The sequence below is a fragment of the Telluria sp. LT2P34 genome (assembly GCF_059685915.1).
The window spans coordinates 36066-52568 of sequence record NZ_JCASIN010000013.1 but is presented as its reverse complement, the minus strand read 5'-3'; the positions used below and the strand labels follow the sequence as shown (position 1 = coordinate 52568).

Annotated in this window: 13 protein-coding genes and 1 tRNA gene; 13 read left to right on the top strand and 1 reads right to left on the bottom strand. The window is 60.6% G+C overall.

The window, feature by feature from the left end; all coding sequences use genetic code 11:
* The 13 genes from AC56KZ_RS20500 to sodC form a co-directional block, all read left to right on the top strand.
* The coding region (locus tag AC56KZ_RS20500) for an EF-Tu C-terminal domain-related protein (RefSeq protein ID WP_497163938.1) at window positions 1-133 on the top strand (133 nt) is incomplete at its 5' end.
* A gap of 131 nt (window positions 134-264) precedes the next feature.
* Window positions 265-340, top strand: a tRNA-Trp gene (locus AC56KZ_RS20495).
* A 36-nt stretch (window positions 341-376) separates the two neighbouring features.
* The gene (gene secE / locus AC56KZ_RS20490) at window positions 377-763 is read left to right on the top strand and encodes a preprotein translocase subunit SecE (RefSeq protein ID WP_497164019.1); all 387 of its coding nucleotides are present in this window, start codon (window positions 377-379) and stop codon (window positions 761-763) included.
* Window positions 764-765: 2 nt separating this feature from the next.
* The gene (gene nusG, locus AC56KZ_RS20485) at window positions 766-1398 is read left to right on the top strand and encodes a transcription termination/antitermination protein NusG (RefSeq protein WP_497164018.1); all 633 of its coding nucleotides are present in this window, start codon (window positions 766-768) and stop codon (window positions 1396-1398) included.
* 111 nt (window positions 1399-1509) lie between these two features.
* Complete coding sequence (rplK, locus tag AC56KZ_RS20480; protein ID WP_435762715.1) at window positions 1510-1941, top strand: 50S ribosomal protein L11; 432 nt, start codon at window positions 1510-1512, stop codon at window positions 1939-1941.
* Window positions 1941-2636, top strand: coding sequence for a 50S ribosomal protein L1 (gene rplA / locus AC56KZ_RS20475; protein WP_497164017.1), 696 nt, complete (start codon window positions 1941-1943; stop codon window positions 2634-2636). The genes rplK and rplA overlap by 1 nt, the downstream gene beginning before the upstream one ends.
* Before the next feature lie 274 nt (window positions 2637-2910).
* Window positions 2911-3441, top strand: a complete 531-nt coding sequence (rplJ, locus tag AC56KZ_RS20470) for a 50S ribosomal protein L10 (RefSeq protein WP_497164022.1) — start codon at window positions 2911-2913, stop codon at window positions 3439-3441.
* 63 nt (window positions 3442-3504) lie between these two features.
* The gene (rplL, locus tag AC56KZ_RS20465) at window positions 3505-3879 is read left to right on the top strand and encodes a 50S ribosomal protein L7/L12 (RefSeq protein ID WP_497164016.1); all 375 of its coding nucleotides are present in this window, start codon (window positions 3505-3507) and stop codon (window positions 3877-3879) included.
* A gap of 270 nt (window positions 3880-4149) precedes the next feature.
* Window positions 4150-8259, top strand: coding sequence for a DNA-directed RNA polymerase subunit beta (gene rpoB / locus AC56KZ_RS20460; protein WP_497164015.1), 4110 nt, complete (start codon window positions 4150-4152; stop codon window positions 8257-8259).
* Between the two features lie 121 nt (window positions 8260-8380).
* Window positions 8381-12631, top strand: coding sequence for a DNA-directed RNA polymerase subunit beta' (rpoC, locus tag AC56KZ_RS20455; protein ID WP_497164014.1), 4251 nt, complete (start codon window positions 8381-8383; stop codon window positions 12629-12631).
* Between the two features lie 123 nt (window positions 12632-12754).
* Window positions 12755-13252 carry an arsinothricin resistance N-acetyltransferase ArsN1 family B gene (locus AC56KZ_RS20450; protein ID WP_497164013.1) on the top strand — a complete coding sequence of 166 codons (498 nt, stop codon included), beginning with the start codon at window positions 12755-12757 and terminating at the stop codon, window positions 13250-13252.
* Window positions 13253-13352: 100 nt separating this feature from the next.
* Entirely contained in the window at window positions 13353-14060 is a 708-nt protein-coding gene (locus tag AC56KZ_RS20445) for an alpha/beta hydrolase (protein ID WP_497164012.1), read from the top strand.
* A gap of 102 nt (window positions 14061-14162) precedes the next feature.
* The gene (gene sodC, locus AC56KZ_RS20440; RefSeq protein WP_497164011.1) at window positions 14163-14690 is read left to right on the top strand and encodes a superoxide dismutase [Cu-Zn] SodC; all 528 of its coding nucleotides are present in this window, start codon (window positions 14163-14165) and stop codon (window positions 14688-14690) included.
* A 108-nt stretch (window positions 14691-14798) separates the two neighbouring features.
* Here sodC and AC56KZ_RS20435 read toward each other — a convergent pair whose 3' ends face one another.
* Window positions 14799-16430, bottom strand: coding sequence for a M28 family peptidase (locus AC56KZ_RS20435; protein WP_497164010.1), 1632 nt, complete (start codon window positions 16428-16430; stop codon window positions 14799-14801).
* Window positions 16431-16503: the final 73 nt, after the last annotated feature.

Sequence of the window (16503 nt, the reverse complement as noted above, 5' to 3'; positions counted from 1 at the left end):
CATGCCAGGCGATAACGTGTCGATCACCGTCAAGCTGATCAACCCGATCGCGATGGAAGAAGGCCTGCGCTTCGCTATCCGCGAAGGCGGCCGTACCGTCGGCGCCGGCGTGGTTGCAAAAATCATTGCCTAAGCATTAAGTAGTCTGTAGTAAGTAGCAAAGCAAGGCCTTTGAGGGAGGGGAGTCGATCCCCCTCCCTCAAAAAACATTCTGCATCGTGCGCTTGCATGCTGTAGAATGCGCGATTCAGCTGAAGTCTTCGTAGGGGTGTAGCTCAATTGGCAGAGCGTCGGTCTCCAAAACCGAAGGTCGCGGGTTCGATTCCCTCCGCCCCTGCCACCGAATTCTGGTGCGCAGCACCGAAAGTAAAGAAGAATGTCTAATCAATCCGTGCAAACCGTTAGCACCTCGAATGACAAGTTTAAGGTGGTCCTGGCGGTGGTTGCCGCGATTGCAGGCGTAGTCGGGTTCTTTTACCTGAAAGGCCAAAACAAACCAGCCTTGGTCGCCGGCGGCGCCCTTTTGGCTGGTTTAGTTTTTGCTGTCCTGCTTTTGTGGACGTCCACCTCCGGCCGTGACTTCCTGAACTTCGCCAAAGAGTCCGTTCGCGAAACCAAGAAAGTCGTCTGGCCGACCCGCAAGGAAGCCACCTCGATCACTGCGATCGTGTTCGCTTTCGTCGTCGTGATGGCGATCTTCCTGTGGGGTACGGATCAGCTGTTGGCTTTCCTGCTGTACGACCTGGTCCTGGGGTGGAAATAATAATGAGCGATAACGTGCAAGACAATGCAGCCGGCGATCTGCCGGAAGGCGCTCCAGCGCCGGAAGCCGAAGCGCAAGCTGCGCCGGTGAGCGTTCCGGTCAGCAACAAGCGCTGGTACGTCGTTCACGTCTACTCCGGCATGGAAAAGAGCGTCATGCGCGCCCTGACCGAGCGCATCGAGCGCGCCGGCATGAGCGAGCAGTTCGGCCAGATCCTGGTCCCGACCGAAGAAGTCGTGGAAGTCAAGAACGGCAGCAAGACGGTCACCGAGCGCCGCTTCTTCCCTGGTTACGTGCTGGTCGAGATGGAAATGACCGACGAGACCTGGCACCTGGTGAAGAACACGAGCAAGGTTACCGGCTTCATTGGCGGCAAATCGAACAAGCCAACCCCGATTCCAGCGCGCGAGATCGACAAGATCATGCAGCAGGTCCAGGAAGGCGTCGAAAAGCCACGGCCGAAAGTGCTGTACGAAGTGGGCGAGCAGGTCCGGATCAAGGAAGGCCCGTTCACCGACTTCAACGGCAACGTCGAGGAAGTGAATTACGAAAAATCGAAGGTGCGTGTGACTGTCACCATCTTCGGCCGCGCAACTCCGGTGGAACTGGAGTTCGGGCAAGTCGAAAAAGTTTAAACGCAATAATCGGAGCGTCGCAGCAGCAAGGCGGAATCCGGTAAGAGGAGCCCCGCCAAGCTGGTAACAGCGGTGGGGCGCTACTACTCAAAGCCAACTCAGGAGTTATCCATGGCAAAGAAGATTATTGGTTTTATCAAGCTGCAAGTAGCAGCTGGTAAAGCAAACCCATCCCCACCGATCGGTCCAGCACTGGGCCAGCGCGGCTTGAACATCATGGAATTCTGCAAGGCGTTCAACGCCCAGACCCAGGGTCTCGAGCCTGGCATGCCAATCCCGGTCGTGATCACCGCATTTGCCGACAAGTCTTTCACTTTCGTGATGAAGACCCCACCGGCAACTTACCTGATCAAGAAAGCCGCCGGCATCACCAAAGGTTCGCCGAAGCCACATACCGACAAGGTTGGCTCGCTGACCCGTGCGCAGGCTGAAGAAATCGCAAAAACCAAGCAGCCGGACCTGACCGCAGCCGACATGGACGCCGCAGTGCGTATCATCGCCGGTTCGGCACGTTCGATGGGCATCACGGTGGAGGGTCTGTAATGGCTAAGCTGTCCAAGCGCGTTAAAGAAATGAAAGCGAAAGTCGACCGTAACAAGGTCTACGCCTTCGACAATGCACTGTCGCTGGTCAAGGAATTCGCAACCGCCAAGTTCAACGAGTCGATCGACGTCGCCGTTCAACTGGGCGTGGATCCAAAGAAGTCGGACCAGGTCGTTCGTGGTTCGGTCGTGCTGCCAGCAGGCACCGGCAAGACCGTCCGTGTCGCCGTGTTCGCTTCCGGTGACAAGGCCGAGGCTGCCAAAGCAGCCGGCGCCGACATCGTCGGTATGGAAGACCTGGCTGAGATGGTTAAAGCCGGCAACATGCCGTTCGACGTCGTCATCGCTTCGCCAGACACCATGCGTATCGTCGGTACCCTGGGCCAGATCCTGGGCCCACGCGGCCTGATGCCTAACCCGAAGGTCGGCACCGTCACCCCTGACGTCGCTACCGCGGTGAAGAACGCCAAAGCCGGTCAGGTCCAGTACCGTACCGACAAGGGCGGCATCATCCACGCAACGATCGGCCGCAAGTCGTTCGCTGACGCCGACCTGAAGGCCAACCTGGCTGCCCTGATCGACGCACTGACGAAGGCCAAGCCGGCCACCTCGAAGGGCGTGTACCTGCGCAAGGTCGCGATCTCGTCGACCATGGGCGCTGGCGTGCGTGTCGACCAGGCTTCGATCGCCGCTTAAGTTTTAATTAGAATCAAGTCCTCGCAAAACACCAGCGGGGCGCATCTTTGGGCTGTCGGGGTTGTACTAACCCCGGCAGGCAATCAAAGACCGTTGGGCCGGACGCAGTGGTTGGGCAACTGGTTAATACATCACCCAACGCAGATGGTGTACCCGAACAAGTTTTGTAGTCCATGCTGCGTGAACTCATCCGCGTTAGTTTGACTTCTTAACTTCGGACGCCGTGTTCGAACCGATGCGAACGCTTTTGTTCGCATTATTTAAGGAGATGACCGTGGGTCTTAATCTGAATGACAAAAAGGCCGTCGTCGAAGAAGTTAGCGCAAAAGTAGCTACCGCGCAAACGATCGTCGTGGCCGAGTACCGTGGCATCCAGGTTAGTCACTTGACGAAACTCCGTGCAACCGCGCGCGCGCAGGGCGTGTACCTCCGTGTTCTGAAGAACACGCTGGCACGTCGCTCTGTCGAAGGCACGCAGTTTGCCTCGCTGGCTGATTCCATGACCGGTCCGCTGATCTATTCGATCTCGGACGATGCCGTTGCTGCCGCTAAAGTCATCGCTGACTTTGCGAAAACCAACGACAAGCTGGTCGTGAAAGCCGGTAACTACGCAGGCAAGCAGCTCGATCTCGCAGCTGTTACCGCGTTGGCAAGCATCCCATCCCGTGAAATCCTCATTGCGCAGCTGTTGGGCGTGATGCTGGCTCCGGTGTCGGGCTTTGCACGTGGCTTGGCTGCCCTGGCAGCGAAAAAAGGCGAAGGTTCGGAAGCTGCTCCTGCAGCCGAAGAAACCGCTGCAGCGTAAGCGCAGCCTTTTTTTCTCAAGTAACTAATCTGTACTACAAACAACATACATCTGGAGTTTCAAATGGCAATTAGCAAAGACGATATCCTGAACGCAGTGAGCGAAATGTCCGTCATGGACCTGAACGACCTGGTCAAGGCATTCGAAGAGAAGTTTGGCGTGTCGGCAGCTGCAATGTCGGCTCCTGCAGCCGGCGGCGGCGCTGCTGCTGCAGCAGTCGAAGAGCAGACCGAATTCAACGTCGTGCTGACCGAAATCGGCGCGAACAAGGTCGGCGTCATCAAAGCCGTCCGTGAAATCACCGGTCTGGGCCTGAAAGAAGCCAAGGACGTGGTTGACGGTGCACCAAAGACCGTCAAGGAATCCATGCCTAAAGCTGACGCTGAAGCCGCCAAGAAGAAGCTGGAAGATGCAGGCGCCAAGGCAGAACTGAAGTAATAAAAAGCAATGGGTGTCGCAAGGCGCCCAGAGCCGGAGTCAAAGCTTGCAAGCCCCGTCGGAAGGCGGTGCTGCGGCTTTGGCTCTTTTGTCGTCCCTGCGGCATACGCAACATTGATGCAGTACTGCAACACTGTAGCAATCGTAGCACAAGCAGTAGCTCTTCCTTTTCATCTGGCGGAACAGTAAGAGACTTGAGGCCTTGTATGTGGTCGCTCCACCACTGGCAATCCCTGAATTCTCATCCTTTCTGTCACTCACGGAGTGTCCATGCACTACTCATTTACTGAGAAGAAACGCATTCGCAAGTCTTTCGCGAAGCGCGCCAACGTTCACAACGTTCCATACCTTCTGGCTACCCAGCTTGAATCCTACGAGAATTTCCTGCAAGCGGACGGCGTGCCGTCCGGCCGCAAGAATGAAGGCCTGCAGTCGGCTTTCAGCTCGATCTTCCCGATCGTGTCGCATAACGGCTTCGCCCGTCTCGAATTCCTGTCCTACGTGCTGGGCGACCCTGCCTTCGACGTCAAGGAATGCCAGCAGCGCGGCCTGACCTTTGCCTCCCCACTGCGCGCCAAAGTGCGCCTGGTGATCCTGGACAAGGAATCGCCGACCAAGCCGGTCGTCAAGGAAATGAAGGAGCAGGAAGTGTACATGGGCGAATTGCCGCTCATGACCGCCAATGGTTCGTTCGTCATCAACGGCACCGAGCGCGTCATCGTCTCGCAGCTGCACCGCTCGCCGGGCGTGTTCTTCGAGCACGACCGCGGCAAGACGCACTCGTCGGGCAAGCTGCTCTTCTCGGCACGTATCATTCCTTACCGCGGCTCGTGGCTGGACTTCGAGTTCGACCCGAAAGACATCCTGTTCTTCCGCGTCGACCGCCGCCGCAAGATGCCGGTAACGATCCTGCTCAAAGCCATTGGCATGACGCCGGAACAGATCCTGGCGAACTTCTTTGTGTTCGACAATTTCACCCTGCGCTCCGAAGGCGGGGAAATCGAATTCGTGTCCGAGCGACTGCGCGGCGAAGTTGCGCGCTTCGACATCGTCGATCCGAAGTCGGGCAAGACCCTGGTCACCAAGGACAAGCGCATCAATGCCAAGCATGTGCGCGACATCGAAGCGGCCGGCATCAAGGCCATCTCGGTTCCTGAAGACTACCTGATCGGCCGTATCCTGGCCCGCAACATCGTCGATGCCGATACCGGCGAAATCATCGCGTCCGCCAACGACGAGCTGACCGACGAACTGCTGGGCAAGCTGCGCGACGCCGACGTCGACACGATCCAGACCCTGTACACGAACGACCTGGACCAGGGCGGCTACATTTCGCAGACCCTGCGCACCGACGACACCGCCGACCAGATGGCCGCGCGCGTGGCGATCTACCGCATGATGCGTCCTGGCGAGCCGCCAACCGAAGAGTCAGTCGAAGCCCTGTTCAACGGCCTGTTCTACAGCCCTGAGCGCTACGACCTGTCGGCCGTCGGCCGCATGAAGTTCAACCGCCGTATCGGTCGCGACGAACTCGTCGGCGCGATGACGCTGTCGAACGACGACATCCTGGCCGTGATCAAGATCCTCGTCGAGCTGCGCAATGGCCGCGGCGAAGTCGACGATATCGATCACCTGGGTAACCGCCGCGTACGTTGCGTGGGCGAACTGGCCGAAAACCAGTTCCGCGCCGGCCTCGTGCGTGTCGAGCGCGCCGTCAAGGAACGCCTCGGCCAGGCCGAAGCGGACAACCTGATGCCGCACGACCTGATCAACAGCAAGCCGATCTCGGCCGCGATCCGCGAATTCTTCGGTTCGTCGCAGCTGTCGCAGTTCATGGACCAGACCAACCCGCTGTCGGAAATCACGCACAAGCGTCGCGTTTCCGCCCTCGGACCTGGCGGTTTGACGCGCGAACGTGCGGGCTTCGAGGTGCGCGACGTGCACCCGACCCACTACGGCCGCGTGTGCCCGATCGAGACGCCTGAAGGCCCGAACATCGGCCTGATCAACTCGCTGGCACTGTACGCCCGCCTGAACGAATACGGCTTCCTGGAAACCCCGTACCGCAAGGTCGAAGGCTCCAAGGTCACCGACAAGATCGACTACCTGTCCGCCATCGAAGAAGGCCGCTATATCATCGCCCAGGCGAATGCGACCATCAACGCCGAAGGCCAGCTGGACGACGAACTGGTGTCCGCACGTGAAGCCGGCGAAACCATCCTGGTCTCGCCAGAGCGCATCCAGTACATGGACGTGGCGCCTGGCCAGATCGTGTCGGTCGCAGCCTCGCTGATTCCGTTCCTCGAGCACGATGACGCGAACCGTGCACTGATGGGCGCGAACATGCAGCGCCAGGCCGTTCCCTGCCTGCGTCCTGAAAAGGCGCTGGTCGGTACCGGTATCGAGCGCACCGTCGCGGTCGACTCGGGCACCACCGTGCAAGCCATCCGTGGCGGCGTGGTCGACTACATCGATGCCGGCCGTGTGGTGATTCGCGTCAACGACGACGAAGCCACTGCGGGCGAAGTCGGTGTCGACATCTACAACCTGATCAAGTACACCCGTTCGAACCAGAACACCAACATCAACCAGCGTCCGATCGTGCAGGTCGGCGACCGAGTTGCCCGTGGCGACGTGATTGCCGACGGTGCATCGACCGACCTGGGCGAGCTGGCTCTGGGCCAGAACATGCTGGTCGCGTTCATGCCATGGAATGGTCTGAACTTCGAGGACTCGATCCTGATCTCGGAAAACGTCGTCAAGGACGACCGTTACACCTCGATCCACATCGAAGAGCTGTCGGTGGTCGCTCGCGACACCAAGCTCGGCGCGGAAGAAATCACCCGCGACATCTCGAACCTGGCTGAAAACCAGCTGGCGCGCCTGGATGAATCGGGCATCGTCTACATCGGCGCCGAAGTCACCGCCGGCGACGTGCTGGTCGGTAAGGTCACGCCAAAGGGCGAGACCCAGCTGACGCCGGAAGAGAAGCTGCTGCGCGCGATCTTCGGCGAAAAAGCGTCGGACGTGAAAGACACCTCGCTGCGCGTGCCTTCGGGCATGGTCGGCACCGTCATTGACGTCCAGGTGTTTACCCGCGAAGGCATCGTCCGCGACAAGCGCGCCCAGCAGATCATCGACGATGAGCTGAAGCGTTTCCGCCTGGACTTGAACGACCAGATGCGTATCGTGGAGGGCGACGCCTTCCAGCGTCTGGAGCGTATGCTGATTGGCAAGGTCGTCAACGGCGGCCCGAAGAAGCTGGCCAAGGGTGCGGAGATTACGGCGGAATACCTGGCGGACCTGGACAAGTTCCACTGGTTCGACATCCGTCCGGCTGATGATGAGGCCGCCAACGCACTGGAAGCGATCAAGGAATCGATCAACGAAAAGCGTCACCAGTACGACCTGGCCTTCGAAGAGAAGCGCAAGAAGCTGACGCAAGGCGACGAGCTGCAGCCTGGCGTGCAAAAGATGGTCAAGGTCTACCTGGCCGTCAAGCGCCGCCTGCAGTCGGGCGACAAGATGGCGGGTCGCCACGGTAACAAGGGTGTGGTGTCGCGCATCGTGCCGGTGGAAGACATGCCGTTCATGGCGGACGGCACTCCTGCCGACGTCGTGCTGAACCCGCTGGGCGTCCCTTCGCGAATGAACGTCGGTCAGATCCTGGAAACCCACCTCGGTTGGGCGGCAAAGGGCCTGGGCCTGCGTATCGGCGAAATGCTGCAGAAGCAGGCAGCAGTCGAAGAAGTCCGTGGTTTCCTGGGCCAGGTCTATAACGAGACCGGCAAGAAGGAAGACCTCGACAGCTTCAATGACGAAGAGATCATGGGCCTGGCCGGCAACCTGAAAAAAGGTGTGCCGTTCGCGACCCCGGTCTTCGATGGCGCCCACGAGTCGGAAATCCTGCGCATGCTGGATCTGGCTTACCCGGACGACATTGCCAAGCACCTCGGCATGACGCCGTCGAAGAACCAGGTCACGATGTACGACGGCCGCACCGGCGAAGCATTCGAGCGCAAGGTGACGGTTGGCTACATGCACATGCTGAAGCTGCACCACCTGGTGGACGACAAGATGCACGCGCGTTCGACCGGTCCGTACTCGCTGGTGACGCAGCAGCCGCTGGGCGGTAAAGCCCAGTTCGGTGGCCAGCGCTTCGGTGAGATGGAAGTGTGGGCACTGGAAGCCTACGGCGCATCGTACGTGCTGCAGGAAATGCTGACTGTGAAGTCGGACGACGTGAATGGCCGTACCAAGGTGTACGAGAACCTGGTCAAAGGTGACCACGTGATCGACGCCGGCATGCCTGAATCGTTCAACGTGCTGGTAAAGGAAATCCGCTCGCTGGGTATCGATATCGACCTCGAGCGTAACTAAGAAGGGGAACGGGGGGAGGGGCAGGCTATCCTGCCCCGGTGTTCCGCCCTCCTTAAAACCTCCGCTTGGTTTGGAATGCTCCGCATTCCGAAATGAAATTTAGTCACCTCTGGAGTGATACATGAAAGCACTGCTCGATCTATTCAAGCAAGTACAGCAAAATGAAACTTTCGACGCCATCAAGATTGGCCTGGCGTCGCCCGAAAAAATTCGTTCGTGGTCGTTCGGTGAAGTCAAGAAGCCCGAGACCATCAACTACCGCACCTTCAAGCCTGAGCGTGATGGCCTGTTCTGCGCCAAGATCTTTGGCCCGATCAAGGATTACGAATGCCTGTGCGGCAAATACAAGCGCCTGAAGCACCGTGGCGTGATCTGCGAGAAGTGCGGCGTCGAAGTCACGCTGGCCAAGGTGCGCCGTGAGCGCATGGGCCACATCGAACTGGCCTCGCCAACCGCGCACATCTGGTTCCTGAAGTCGCTGCCGTCGCGCCTGGGCATGGTCCTGGACATGACGCTGCGGGACATCGAACGCGTGTTGTACTTCGAAGCGTATGTCGTGACCGATCCTGGCATGACCCCGCTGAAGAAGTGCCAGATCATGTCGGAAGATGATTACGCCGCCAAGTACGAAGAGTACGGCGACGACTTCACCGCCTACATGGGCGCCGAAGGCATCCGTGAACTGCTGCGCTCGATCGACATCCACCGCGATGCCGAAGCCCTGCGCGTGGAGCTGAAGGAATCGAAGTCCGAAGCGAAGATCAAGAAATACGCCAAGCGCCTGAAAGTGCTCGAGGCATTCCAGCGTTCGGGCATCAAGCCGGACTGGATGATCATGGAAGTGCTCCCGGTCCTGCCGCCGGAGCTGCGTCCGCTCGTCCCGCTGGATGGTGGCCGTTTCGCGACCTCCGACCTGAACGACCTGTATCGCCGCGTCATCAACCGGAATAACCGCCTGAAGCGCCTGATGGAACTGCGCGCTCCAGAAATTATTACGCGTAACGAAAAGCGCATGCTGCAGGAAGCGGTCGACTCGCTACTGGACAACGGCCGTCGCGGTAAAGCGATGACCGGCGCCAACAAGCGTCCGCTGAAGTCGCTGGCTGAAATGATCAAGGGTAAGGGCGGCCGTTTCCGTCAGAACCTGCTGGGTAAACGCGTCGACTACTCAGGCCGTTCGGTCATCGTGGTCGGTCCGCAGCTGAAACTGCACCAGTGCGGCCTGCCGAAGCTGATGGCCCTGGAACTGTTCAAGCCCTTCATCTTCAACAAACTGGAACTGATGGGTCTGGCAACGACCATCAAGGCAGCGAAAAAACTGGTCGAAATCCAGGAACCGGTGGTCTGGGACATCCTCGAAGATGTCATCAAGGAACACCCGGTGATGCTGAACCGTGCACCAACCCTGCACCGTCTCGGTATCCAGGCCTTCGAGCCGGTCCTGATCGAAGGCAAGGCCATCCAGCTGCACCCACTCGTCTGCGCGGCCTTCAACGCCGACTTCGACGGTGACCAGATGGCTGTGCACGTGCCGCTGTCGATCGAAGCGCAGATGGAAGCGCGTACCCTGATGCTGGCGTCGAACAACATCCTGTTCCCGTCGAACGGCGAGCCGTCGATCGTGCCGTCCCAGGATATCGTGCTGGGTCTGTACTACGCAACGCGCGAGGCGATCAACGCCAAGGGCGAGGGCATGCTCTTCCCGGACGTGTCGGAAGTGCTGCGCGCGTACGACAACAAGGAAGTGGAACTGGCGACCCGCATCACCGTGCGTATCGTGGAATTCCCACGCGTGGCCGACAGCGACGAGTTCGAGCGCACCGTCACCCGTTACGAGACCACGGTTGGCCGCGCCATCCTGTCCGAGATCCTGCCGAAGGGCCTGCCATTCTCCGTGCTGAACCGCGCGCTGAAGAAGAAGGAAATCTCGAAGCTGATCAACACGTCGTTCCGCAAGTGCGGCCTGCGTGCGACCGTCGTGTTTGCCGACAAGCTGATGCAGTCGGGCTTCCGCCTGGCAACGCGCGCCGGTATCTCGATCGCCGTCGACGACATGATGATCCCGGACGTCAAGAAGGGCATGATCGCCTCGGCCGAAGCGGAAGTGAAGCAGATCGAGCAGCAGTACAGCTCGGGTCTGGTCACCGCCGGCGAGCGTTACAACAAGGTCGTCGACATCTGGGGCAAGACCTCCGATGAAGTCGGCAAGGCGATGATGGACCAGCTGAAAGTCGAGCCGGTCACCCGTCGTGACGGCACCGTCGGCACCCAGGAATCGTTCAACGCGATTTACATGATGGCCGACTCGGGCGCGCGCGGTTCGGCAGCCCAGATTCGCCAGTTGGCGGGTATGCGAGGCCTGATGGCCAAGCCGGACGGTTCGATTATCGAAACGCCGATTACCGCGAACTTCCGCGAAGGCCTGAACGTGTTGCAGTACTTCATCTCGACGCACGGCGCCCGCAAGGGTCTGGCCGACACCGCGCTGAAGACGGCAAACTCGGGTTACCTGACCCGCCGCCTGGTCGACGTGACCCAGGACCTGGTGGTGATCGAGGACGATTGCGGCACCAGCAACGGCACGCACATGAAGGCGATGGTCGAAGGTGGTGAAGTCATCGAAGCCCTGCGCGACCGTATCCTCGGCCGCGTGACCGGCCAGGATGTCATCAACCCTGAAACCCAGGAAACCGTGTACGCGGCCGGCACGCTGCTGGACGAAGACATGGTCGAAGACATCGAGCGCCTCGGCATCGACGAAGTCAAGGTCCGCACTCCGCTGAACTGCGACACCCGTTATGGCCTGTGCGCAGCTTGCTACGGCCGCGACCTGGGCCGCGGCTCGATGGTCAACAGCGGCGAAGCAGTCGGTGTCATTGCAGCACAGTCGATCGGTGAGCCGGGTACCCAGCTAACCATGCGTACCTTCCACATCGGTGGTGCGGCGTCGCGTGCGGCAGTGGCATCGTCGGTGGAAGCGAAGTCGAACGGCACGGTGCGCTTCACGGCCACCATGCGTTACGTGACCAACGGCAAGGGCGCGCAGATCGTCATCTCGCGTTCGGGCGAAGTCCTGATTACGGACGACCATGGCCGCGAGCGCGAGCGTCACAAGGTGCCGTACGGCGCGACCCTGAATGTCAAGGACGGCATGACCGTCAAGGCTGGTCTCGCGCTGGCAACCTGGGATCCGCTGACGCGTCCGATCATTACCGAGTACGCCGGTGTGATCCGCTTCGAGAACGTGGAAGAGGGCGTCACCGTCGCGCGTCAGGTTGATGAAGTCACCGGTCTGTCGACCCTGGTCGCCATCGATCCGAAGCGTCGTGGTTCGGCAGGTAAAGTCGTGCGTCCGCAGGTGAAACTGCTGAACGAAGAGAACCAGGAAGTCAAGATTGCCGGCACCGAACACGCCGTGACGATCGGTTTCCAGATCGGCTCGCTGATCATGGTGAAGGACGGTCAGTCGGTCTCGGTGGGTGAAGTGCTGGCACGTATCCCGACCGAATCGCAGAAGACGCGCGACATTACCGGTGGTCTGCCACGGGTTGCCGAGCTGTTCGAAGCACGTTCGCCGAAAGACGCCGGCATGCTGGCGGAAGTCACCGGTACCGTCGCCTTCGGTAAGGAAACCAAAGGCAAGCAGCGTCTGGAAATCACGGACATGGACGGCAACAAGCACGAGTTCCTGATCACCAAGGACAAGCAAGTGCTGGTCCACGATGGTCAAGTCGTGAACAAGGGCGAGATGATCGTCGACGGCCCGGCCGATCCGCAAGACATCCTGCGCCTGCTGGGTATCGAAGCGCTGGCCCGTTACATCGTCGACGAAGTGCAGGACGTCTACCGTCTGCAGGGCGTGAAGATCAACGACAAGCACATCGAAGTGATTGTTCGTCAGATGCTGCGCCGCGTGGCCATCGTCGAAGCCGGCGACACCGACTACATCATCGGCGAGCAGGTGGAGCGTTCGGAGCTGCTGGAAGAAAACGATCGCATGGAAGCGGCAGGCAAACTGCAGGCAACCTACGAAAACGTGCTGCTGGGTATTACCAAGGCATCGCTGTCGACCGATTCGTTCATCTCGGCTGCATCGTTCCAGGAAACCACCCGCGTGCTGACCGAAGCCGCGATCATGGGCAAGCGCGACGGCCTGCGCGGCCTGAAGGAAAACGTCATCGTCGGCCGCCTGATTCCTGGCGGTACGGGTCTGGCATTCCACCGCGCCCGCAAGGAGAAGGAAGTGTGGGAGGCGGAAGAGCGCCAGGCACTGCTGCAGCAAGAGAAGGCCAACATGGCTGCCGAACTGCAGGCGATGGAAGACCAGCAGAATGCAACGGCTCCGGCCGAGCATCATGGGGATGGCGAGTAATCGCTAGCTCTACGCTGAACAAGAACGGCACCTTCGGGTGCCGTTTTTTTTTGGCATGGCCGCGCGAAGGAATGCAGGCTACTATTTGAGTAGTTGCTCAATGAATATTCCAGCGGCCCGTCCATGACACGAATCATTCGCCCTGCATGCCCTGCCGATGCCGACCGGATCTGCACGATCTATAACCATTACGTGGCCACCACCACCATTTCATTTGAAGAAGAGCCAGTATCGGCTGCGGAGATGCAGGAACGTATCTTCGACGTAGTCTCTGCAAAGCTGCCATGGCTGGTGATGGTCGAGGGCGAGGCGTTGATTGGCTATGCCTACGCCACCAAATGGCGGGCCCGCGCCGCCTACCGTTATGCGGTCGAAAGCTCGATCTACCTCGATCCAGCTCATGCCGGGAAGGGCGCGGGCCGCGCACTGTATGAAGCCTTGCTGACGGAGTTAGGCAAGCGTGAATTACACATGGTCATCGGCGGCATTGCGCAGCCGAACGAAGTCAGCGTGCGCCTGCATGAACGGCTGGGGTTTCGCAAGGTGGCGCATTTCAGCGAAGTGGGGCTGAAATTCGGGCGCTGGATCGATGTCGGATACTGGCAGCTGGAATTGAAATGATTTTGCTCGACCGGGCCACGGCGGGAAGCCCAGGCGAATCTCGCGCCATGCACCCCTGATCGGGTTTTACACTGCTCCTCGAGCGTGACGAGAGGGCAGCATGAACGAGCGTGGTCATCTGAGTGTGAAAGTGCCTGCGGCTGGGACGGGTCCACCAGCGCCGGCCCCTGTCGGCCTGCAAAAACTCGAACTCGGCAGCCGGCGCGACAGTTATATCTACGTGCCCCCGCACTACCGCCCGGACCAGCCGATGCCGCTGGTCGTGCTGCTGCACGGTGCGGGCGGGCACGCGCATGACGGCTTGCGCATCTTGCTGCACCTGGCCGATCATGCCGGACTGATCCTGGTGGCGCCGGCATCGCATGCGCCGACCTGGGACATCATCGCCGAACGCACCTACGGGCCGGACCTCGCGCTTGTCGACCGTACGCTGGAACACGTGTTCACCCACTATGCGGTCGATACCGATCATCTTGGCGTTGGCGGCTTTTCGGACGGCGCTTCCTATGCGCTGACGCTGGGGCTGGCCAACGGAAACGTGTTTACCCATGTGCTGGCGTTTTCGCCCGGGATTATCGGGCCGATCGAGCAGCAGGGTATTCCGGAAGTCTTCGTTTCACACGGCGACTCCGACCGCGTGCTGCCGATCGATGGGTGCGGGCGGGCGATCGCGCGTCAACTGCAGGCGGCAGCGTATCCGCTGCTGTATCGGGAATTTCAGGGCGGGCACGAAATTCCGCCGGATATTGCGGAGGACGCGATCCACTGGTTTTTGTTTACCGGTAAAACCAGTGGCGGAGATCGCTGAACGCACATAAAACGAGGCGAACTCCCTCATCCTTTGGCTTCGACTACACTGATCCATGCAGATTTTCTCGTTTTAATAACCGGACGACTGAAGGGGAACAGGATGAAAGCTCAATGGATTTGCGCAGCGCTGCTGTGTTCGACATATGCGGCGGCGAGTGTGCACGCGGTCGAGATGCGAGCGACGATCAATATGGTATCGGAGAAGGGTGTCGGCGCCTCCAGCGGTACCGTCACGATCACCGAAACGAAATACGGGCTGGTGTTTACGCCGGCGCTGACCGGACTGCCGGCGGGCGTGCATGGCTTCCACGTGCACGAGAACGGCAGCTGCGGCAATAACGAGAAAGATGGCAAGACGGTGCCGGCTGGCGCGGCGGGCGGGCATCTGGATACGACCAAGGCCAAGAAGCATGGCTTGCCGTGGGGCGATGGGCACATCGGCGACTTGCCGGCGCTGTATGTGGAGTCGTCCGGGGCGGCGAACAATCCGGTACTGGCGCCGCGCCTGAAGCTGGCGAACGTGAAGGGCAAGGCCTTGATGGTGCATGCGGGTGGGGATAATCATGCGGATCATCCGGCGCCGCTCGGCGGAGGCGGAGCGCGGATGGCATGCGGGATTATTCAGTGAAAGGAAATTTCATGCTTAGCATTTGCATGAAATAGTATTTCATCGAAAAAGTCGTAAAAAACGCCCGGCCGATTTCTCGGTCCGGGCGTTTTTGATTGCAGCGCTAAATTACCTGGCGGCGGCGCGGATCTTGCCGAAGGCGTCGCCGGCTTTCCACGTCGGCATCTTCGGCGAATCCGCGATCATGCGGCCGAGGTTCAGCGTGAACTGGGCCTGCTGCACCATGCCGGCCAGATCCCAGCTTGGGTCGTATTCGTCGTTCTGCTGGTGGTAGCGCGCGCGGTAGGCGGCGGCCTTGGCGTCGTTGGCTTCCTTGTCCTTGGTCCAGGTGCGCCCGCCGCCGACCGAGAAGGCCGGGATGCCGGCTTTCGCAAAACTAAAATGGTCGCTGCGGAAGTAGCCGCCCGAGAGGTCCGGCTTGGCTTCGGCCACGACCAGGCCCATCGCTTTCGCGGTGACGGCCGCCATCGCCCCCAAGTCGGTGCGCTCGCTGCCCTGCACGCCGATGTCCTTGGCCGCGCCAACGAAATTCAGGCTGTCGAGGTTCAGGTTGGCGGCGGTTTTGGCCGCTGGCCACAGCGGTTTTGCCGCATAGGCCGCGCTGCCCAGCAGGCCCTGTTCTTCCGCAGCCACCCACAGGAACATCTGCGTGCGCTTGGCCGGGTTGCGCGAGGCTTCCTGCGCCATCGCCAGGAGGCCCGCGGTGCCGGAGGCGTTGTCGACTGCGCCGTTGAAGATGGTGTCGCCTTCGGTGCCCTGCTTGCCCATGTGGTCCCAGTGGGCGCTGTAGATGACGACTTCGTCCTTCAGCTTGGGGTCGGTGCCGGGCACGATGCCGGCCACGTTGTATTCGTTCAGGGTGCGCACCGCGGCTTTCGCCTCGCCTTTGACGCGCGCGTTGAGGGTGACCGGCTTGAAGGCCTTGTCTTCGGCGGCCGCGCGCAGTTTATCGAGGTCCTGGCCGGCGGCGGTGAACAGCTTGCGGGCGGCGGCGTCGGTCAGCCAACCCTGCATCGGGCTGCCCAGGCCCTTGTCGGCGAGCTGGAAGCGCTCGGCGGAGGCCCAGCTGTTCTGCACCACGCTCCAGCCGTAAGAGGCCGATGCATCGGTGTGGATCAGGAGGACGCCGGCCGCGCCCTGGCGCGCCGCTTCTTCGAATTTATAGGTCCAGCGGCCGTAGTAGGTCAGGCCGGCGCCGTTGAAGCGCTTCGGCTCGGCGGCGGTCGGCGCCGGGTCGTTGACCAGCATGACCAGCACTTTGCCCTTGGCGTCCAGGCCCTTGAAATCGTCCCAGCCTTCTTCGGCGGCGCTGATGCCGTAGCCGACAAAGACCAGCTCCGCATCCATCCTGGCCTCGGGCTTGGCGTCGCCCGGTCCCCACACCCAGTCCGCGCCGAAGTTCATCGGCAGCGCCTTGCCGCCGGCGACCAGGGCCACATTGCTCTGCTGGGGCAGCGCGCGCACACCGGCGATCTTCACCTCCTGGCGGAAGCTGTTGCCGTTGGCCGGCTTCAGGCCCGCGGCCAGCGCCTGGGTTTCCAGGTAAGTCACGGTCAGCTCGCCGCCGCGCTGGCCGGTGCCGCGCCCTTCCAGGGCGTCCGAGGCCAGGAAGGCCATGTGGCCGCGCAGCGGTGCCTCCTTGACGACAGCGGCTGGCGCCTTGGCGGCGTGGGCGGGATAGCAAAGCGCCAGGCTGCTGGCGAGGGCGGTGAGGACGACGGCGGAGACGGTCTTGTGCATGGAATCCTGCTGCAAAATGGGTGAACGGGTGAATGGGAACGCAAGCATGCGTTCGCCATATTGTATTGCAAGC

What these genes read in the sequence shown, in the direction of transcription:
- secE (WP_497164019.1), top strand. Translation starts at nt 377, where the DNA reads ATGTCTAATCAATCCGTGCAAACCGTTAGCACCTCGAATGACAAGTTT.
- nusG (WP_497164018.1), top strand. Translation starts at nt 766, where the DNA reads ATGAGCGATAACGTGCAAGACAATGCAGCCGGCGATCTGCCGGAAGGC.
- rplK (WP_435762715.1), top strand. Translation starts at nt 1,510, where the DNA reads ATGGCAAAGAAGATTATTGGTTTTATCAAGCTGCAAGTAGCAGCTGGT.
- rplA (WP_497164017.1), top strand. Translation starts at nt 1,941, where the DNA reads ATGGCTAAGCTGTCCAAGCGCGTTAAAGAAATGAAAGCGAAAGTCGAC.
- rplL (WP_497164016.1), top strand. Translation starts at nt 3,505, where the DNA reads ATGGCAATTAGCAAAGACGATATCCTGAACGCAGTGAGCGAAATGTCC.
- rpoB (WP_497164015.1), top strand. Translation starts at nt 4,150, where the DNA reads ATGCACTACTCATTTACTGAGAAGAAACGCATTCGCAAGTCTTTCGCG.
- rpoC (WP_497164014.1), top strand. Translation starts at nt 8,381, where the DNA reads ATGAAAGCACTGCTCGATCTATTCAAGCAAGTACAGCAAAATGAAACT.
- AC56KZ_RS20450 (WP_497164013.1), top strand. Translation starts at nt 12,755, where the DNA reads ATGACACGAATCATTCGCCCTGCATGCCCTGCCGATGCCGACCGGATC.
- AC56KZ_RS20445 (WP_497164012.1), top strand. Translation starts at nt 13,353, where the DNA reads ATGAACGAGCGTGGTCATCTGAGTGTGAAAGTGCCTGCGGCTGGGACG.
- sodC (WP_497164011.1), top strand. Translation starts at nt 14,163, where the DNA reads ATGAAAGCTCAATGGATTTGCGCAGCGCTGCTGTGTTCGACATATGCG.
- AC56KZ_RS20435 (WP_497164010.1), bottom strand. Translation starts at nt 16,430, where the DNA reads ATGCACAAGACCGTCTCCGCCGTCGTCCTCACCGCCCTCGCCAGCAGC.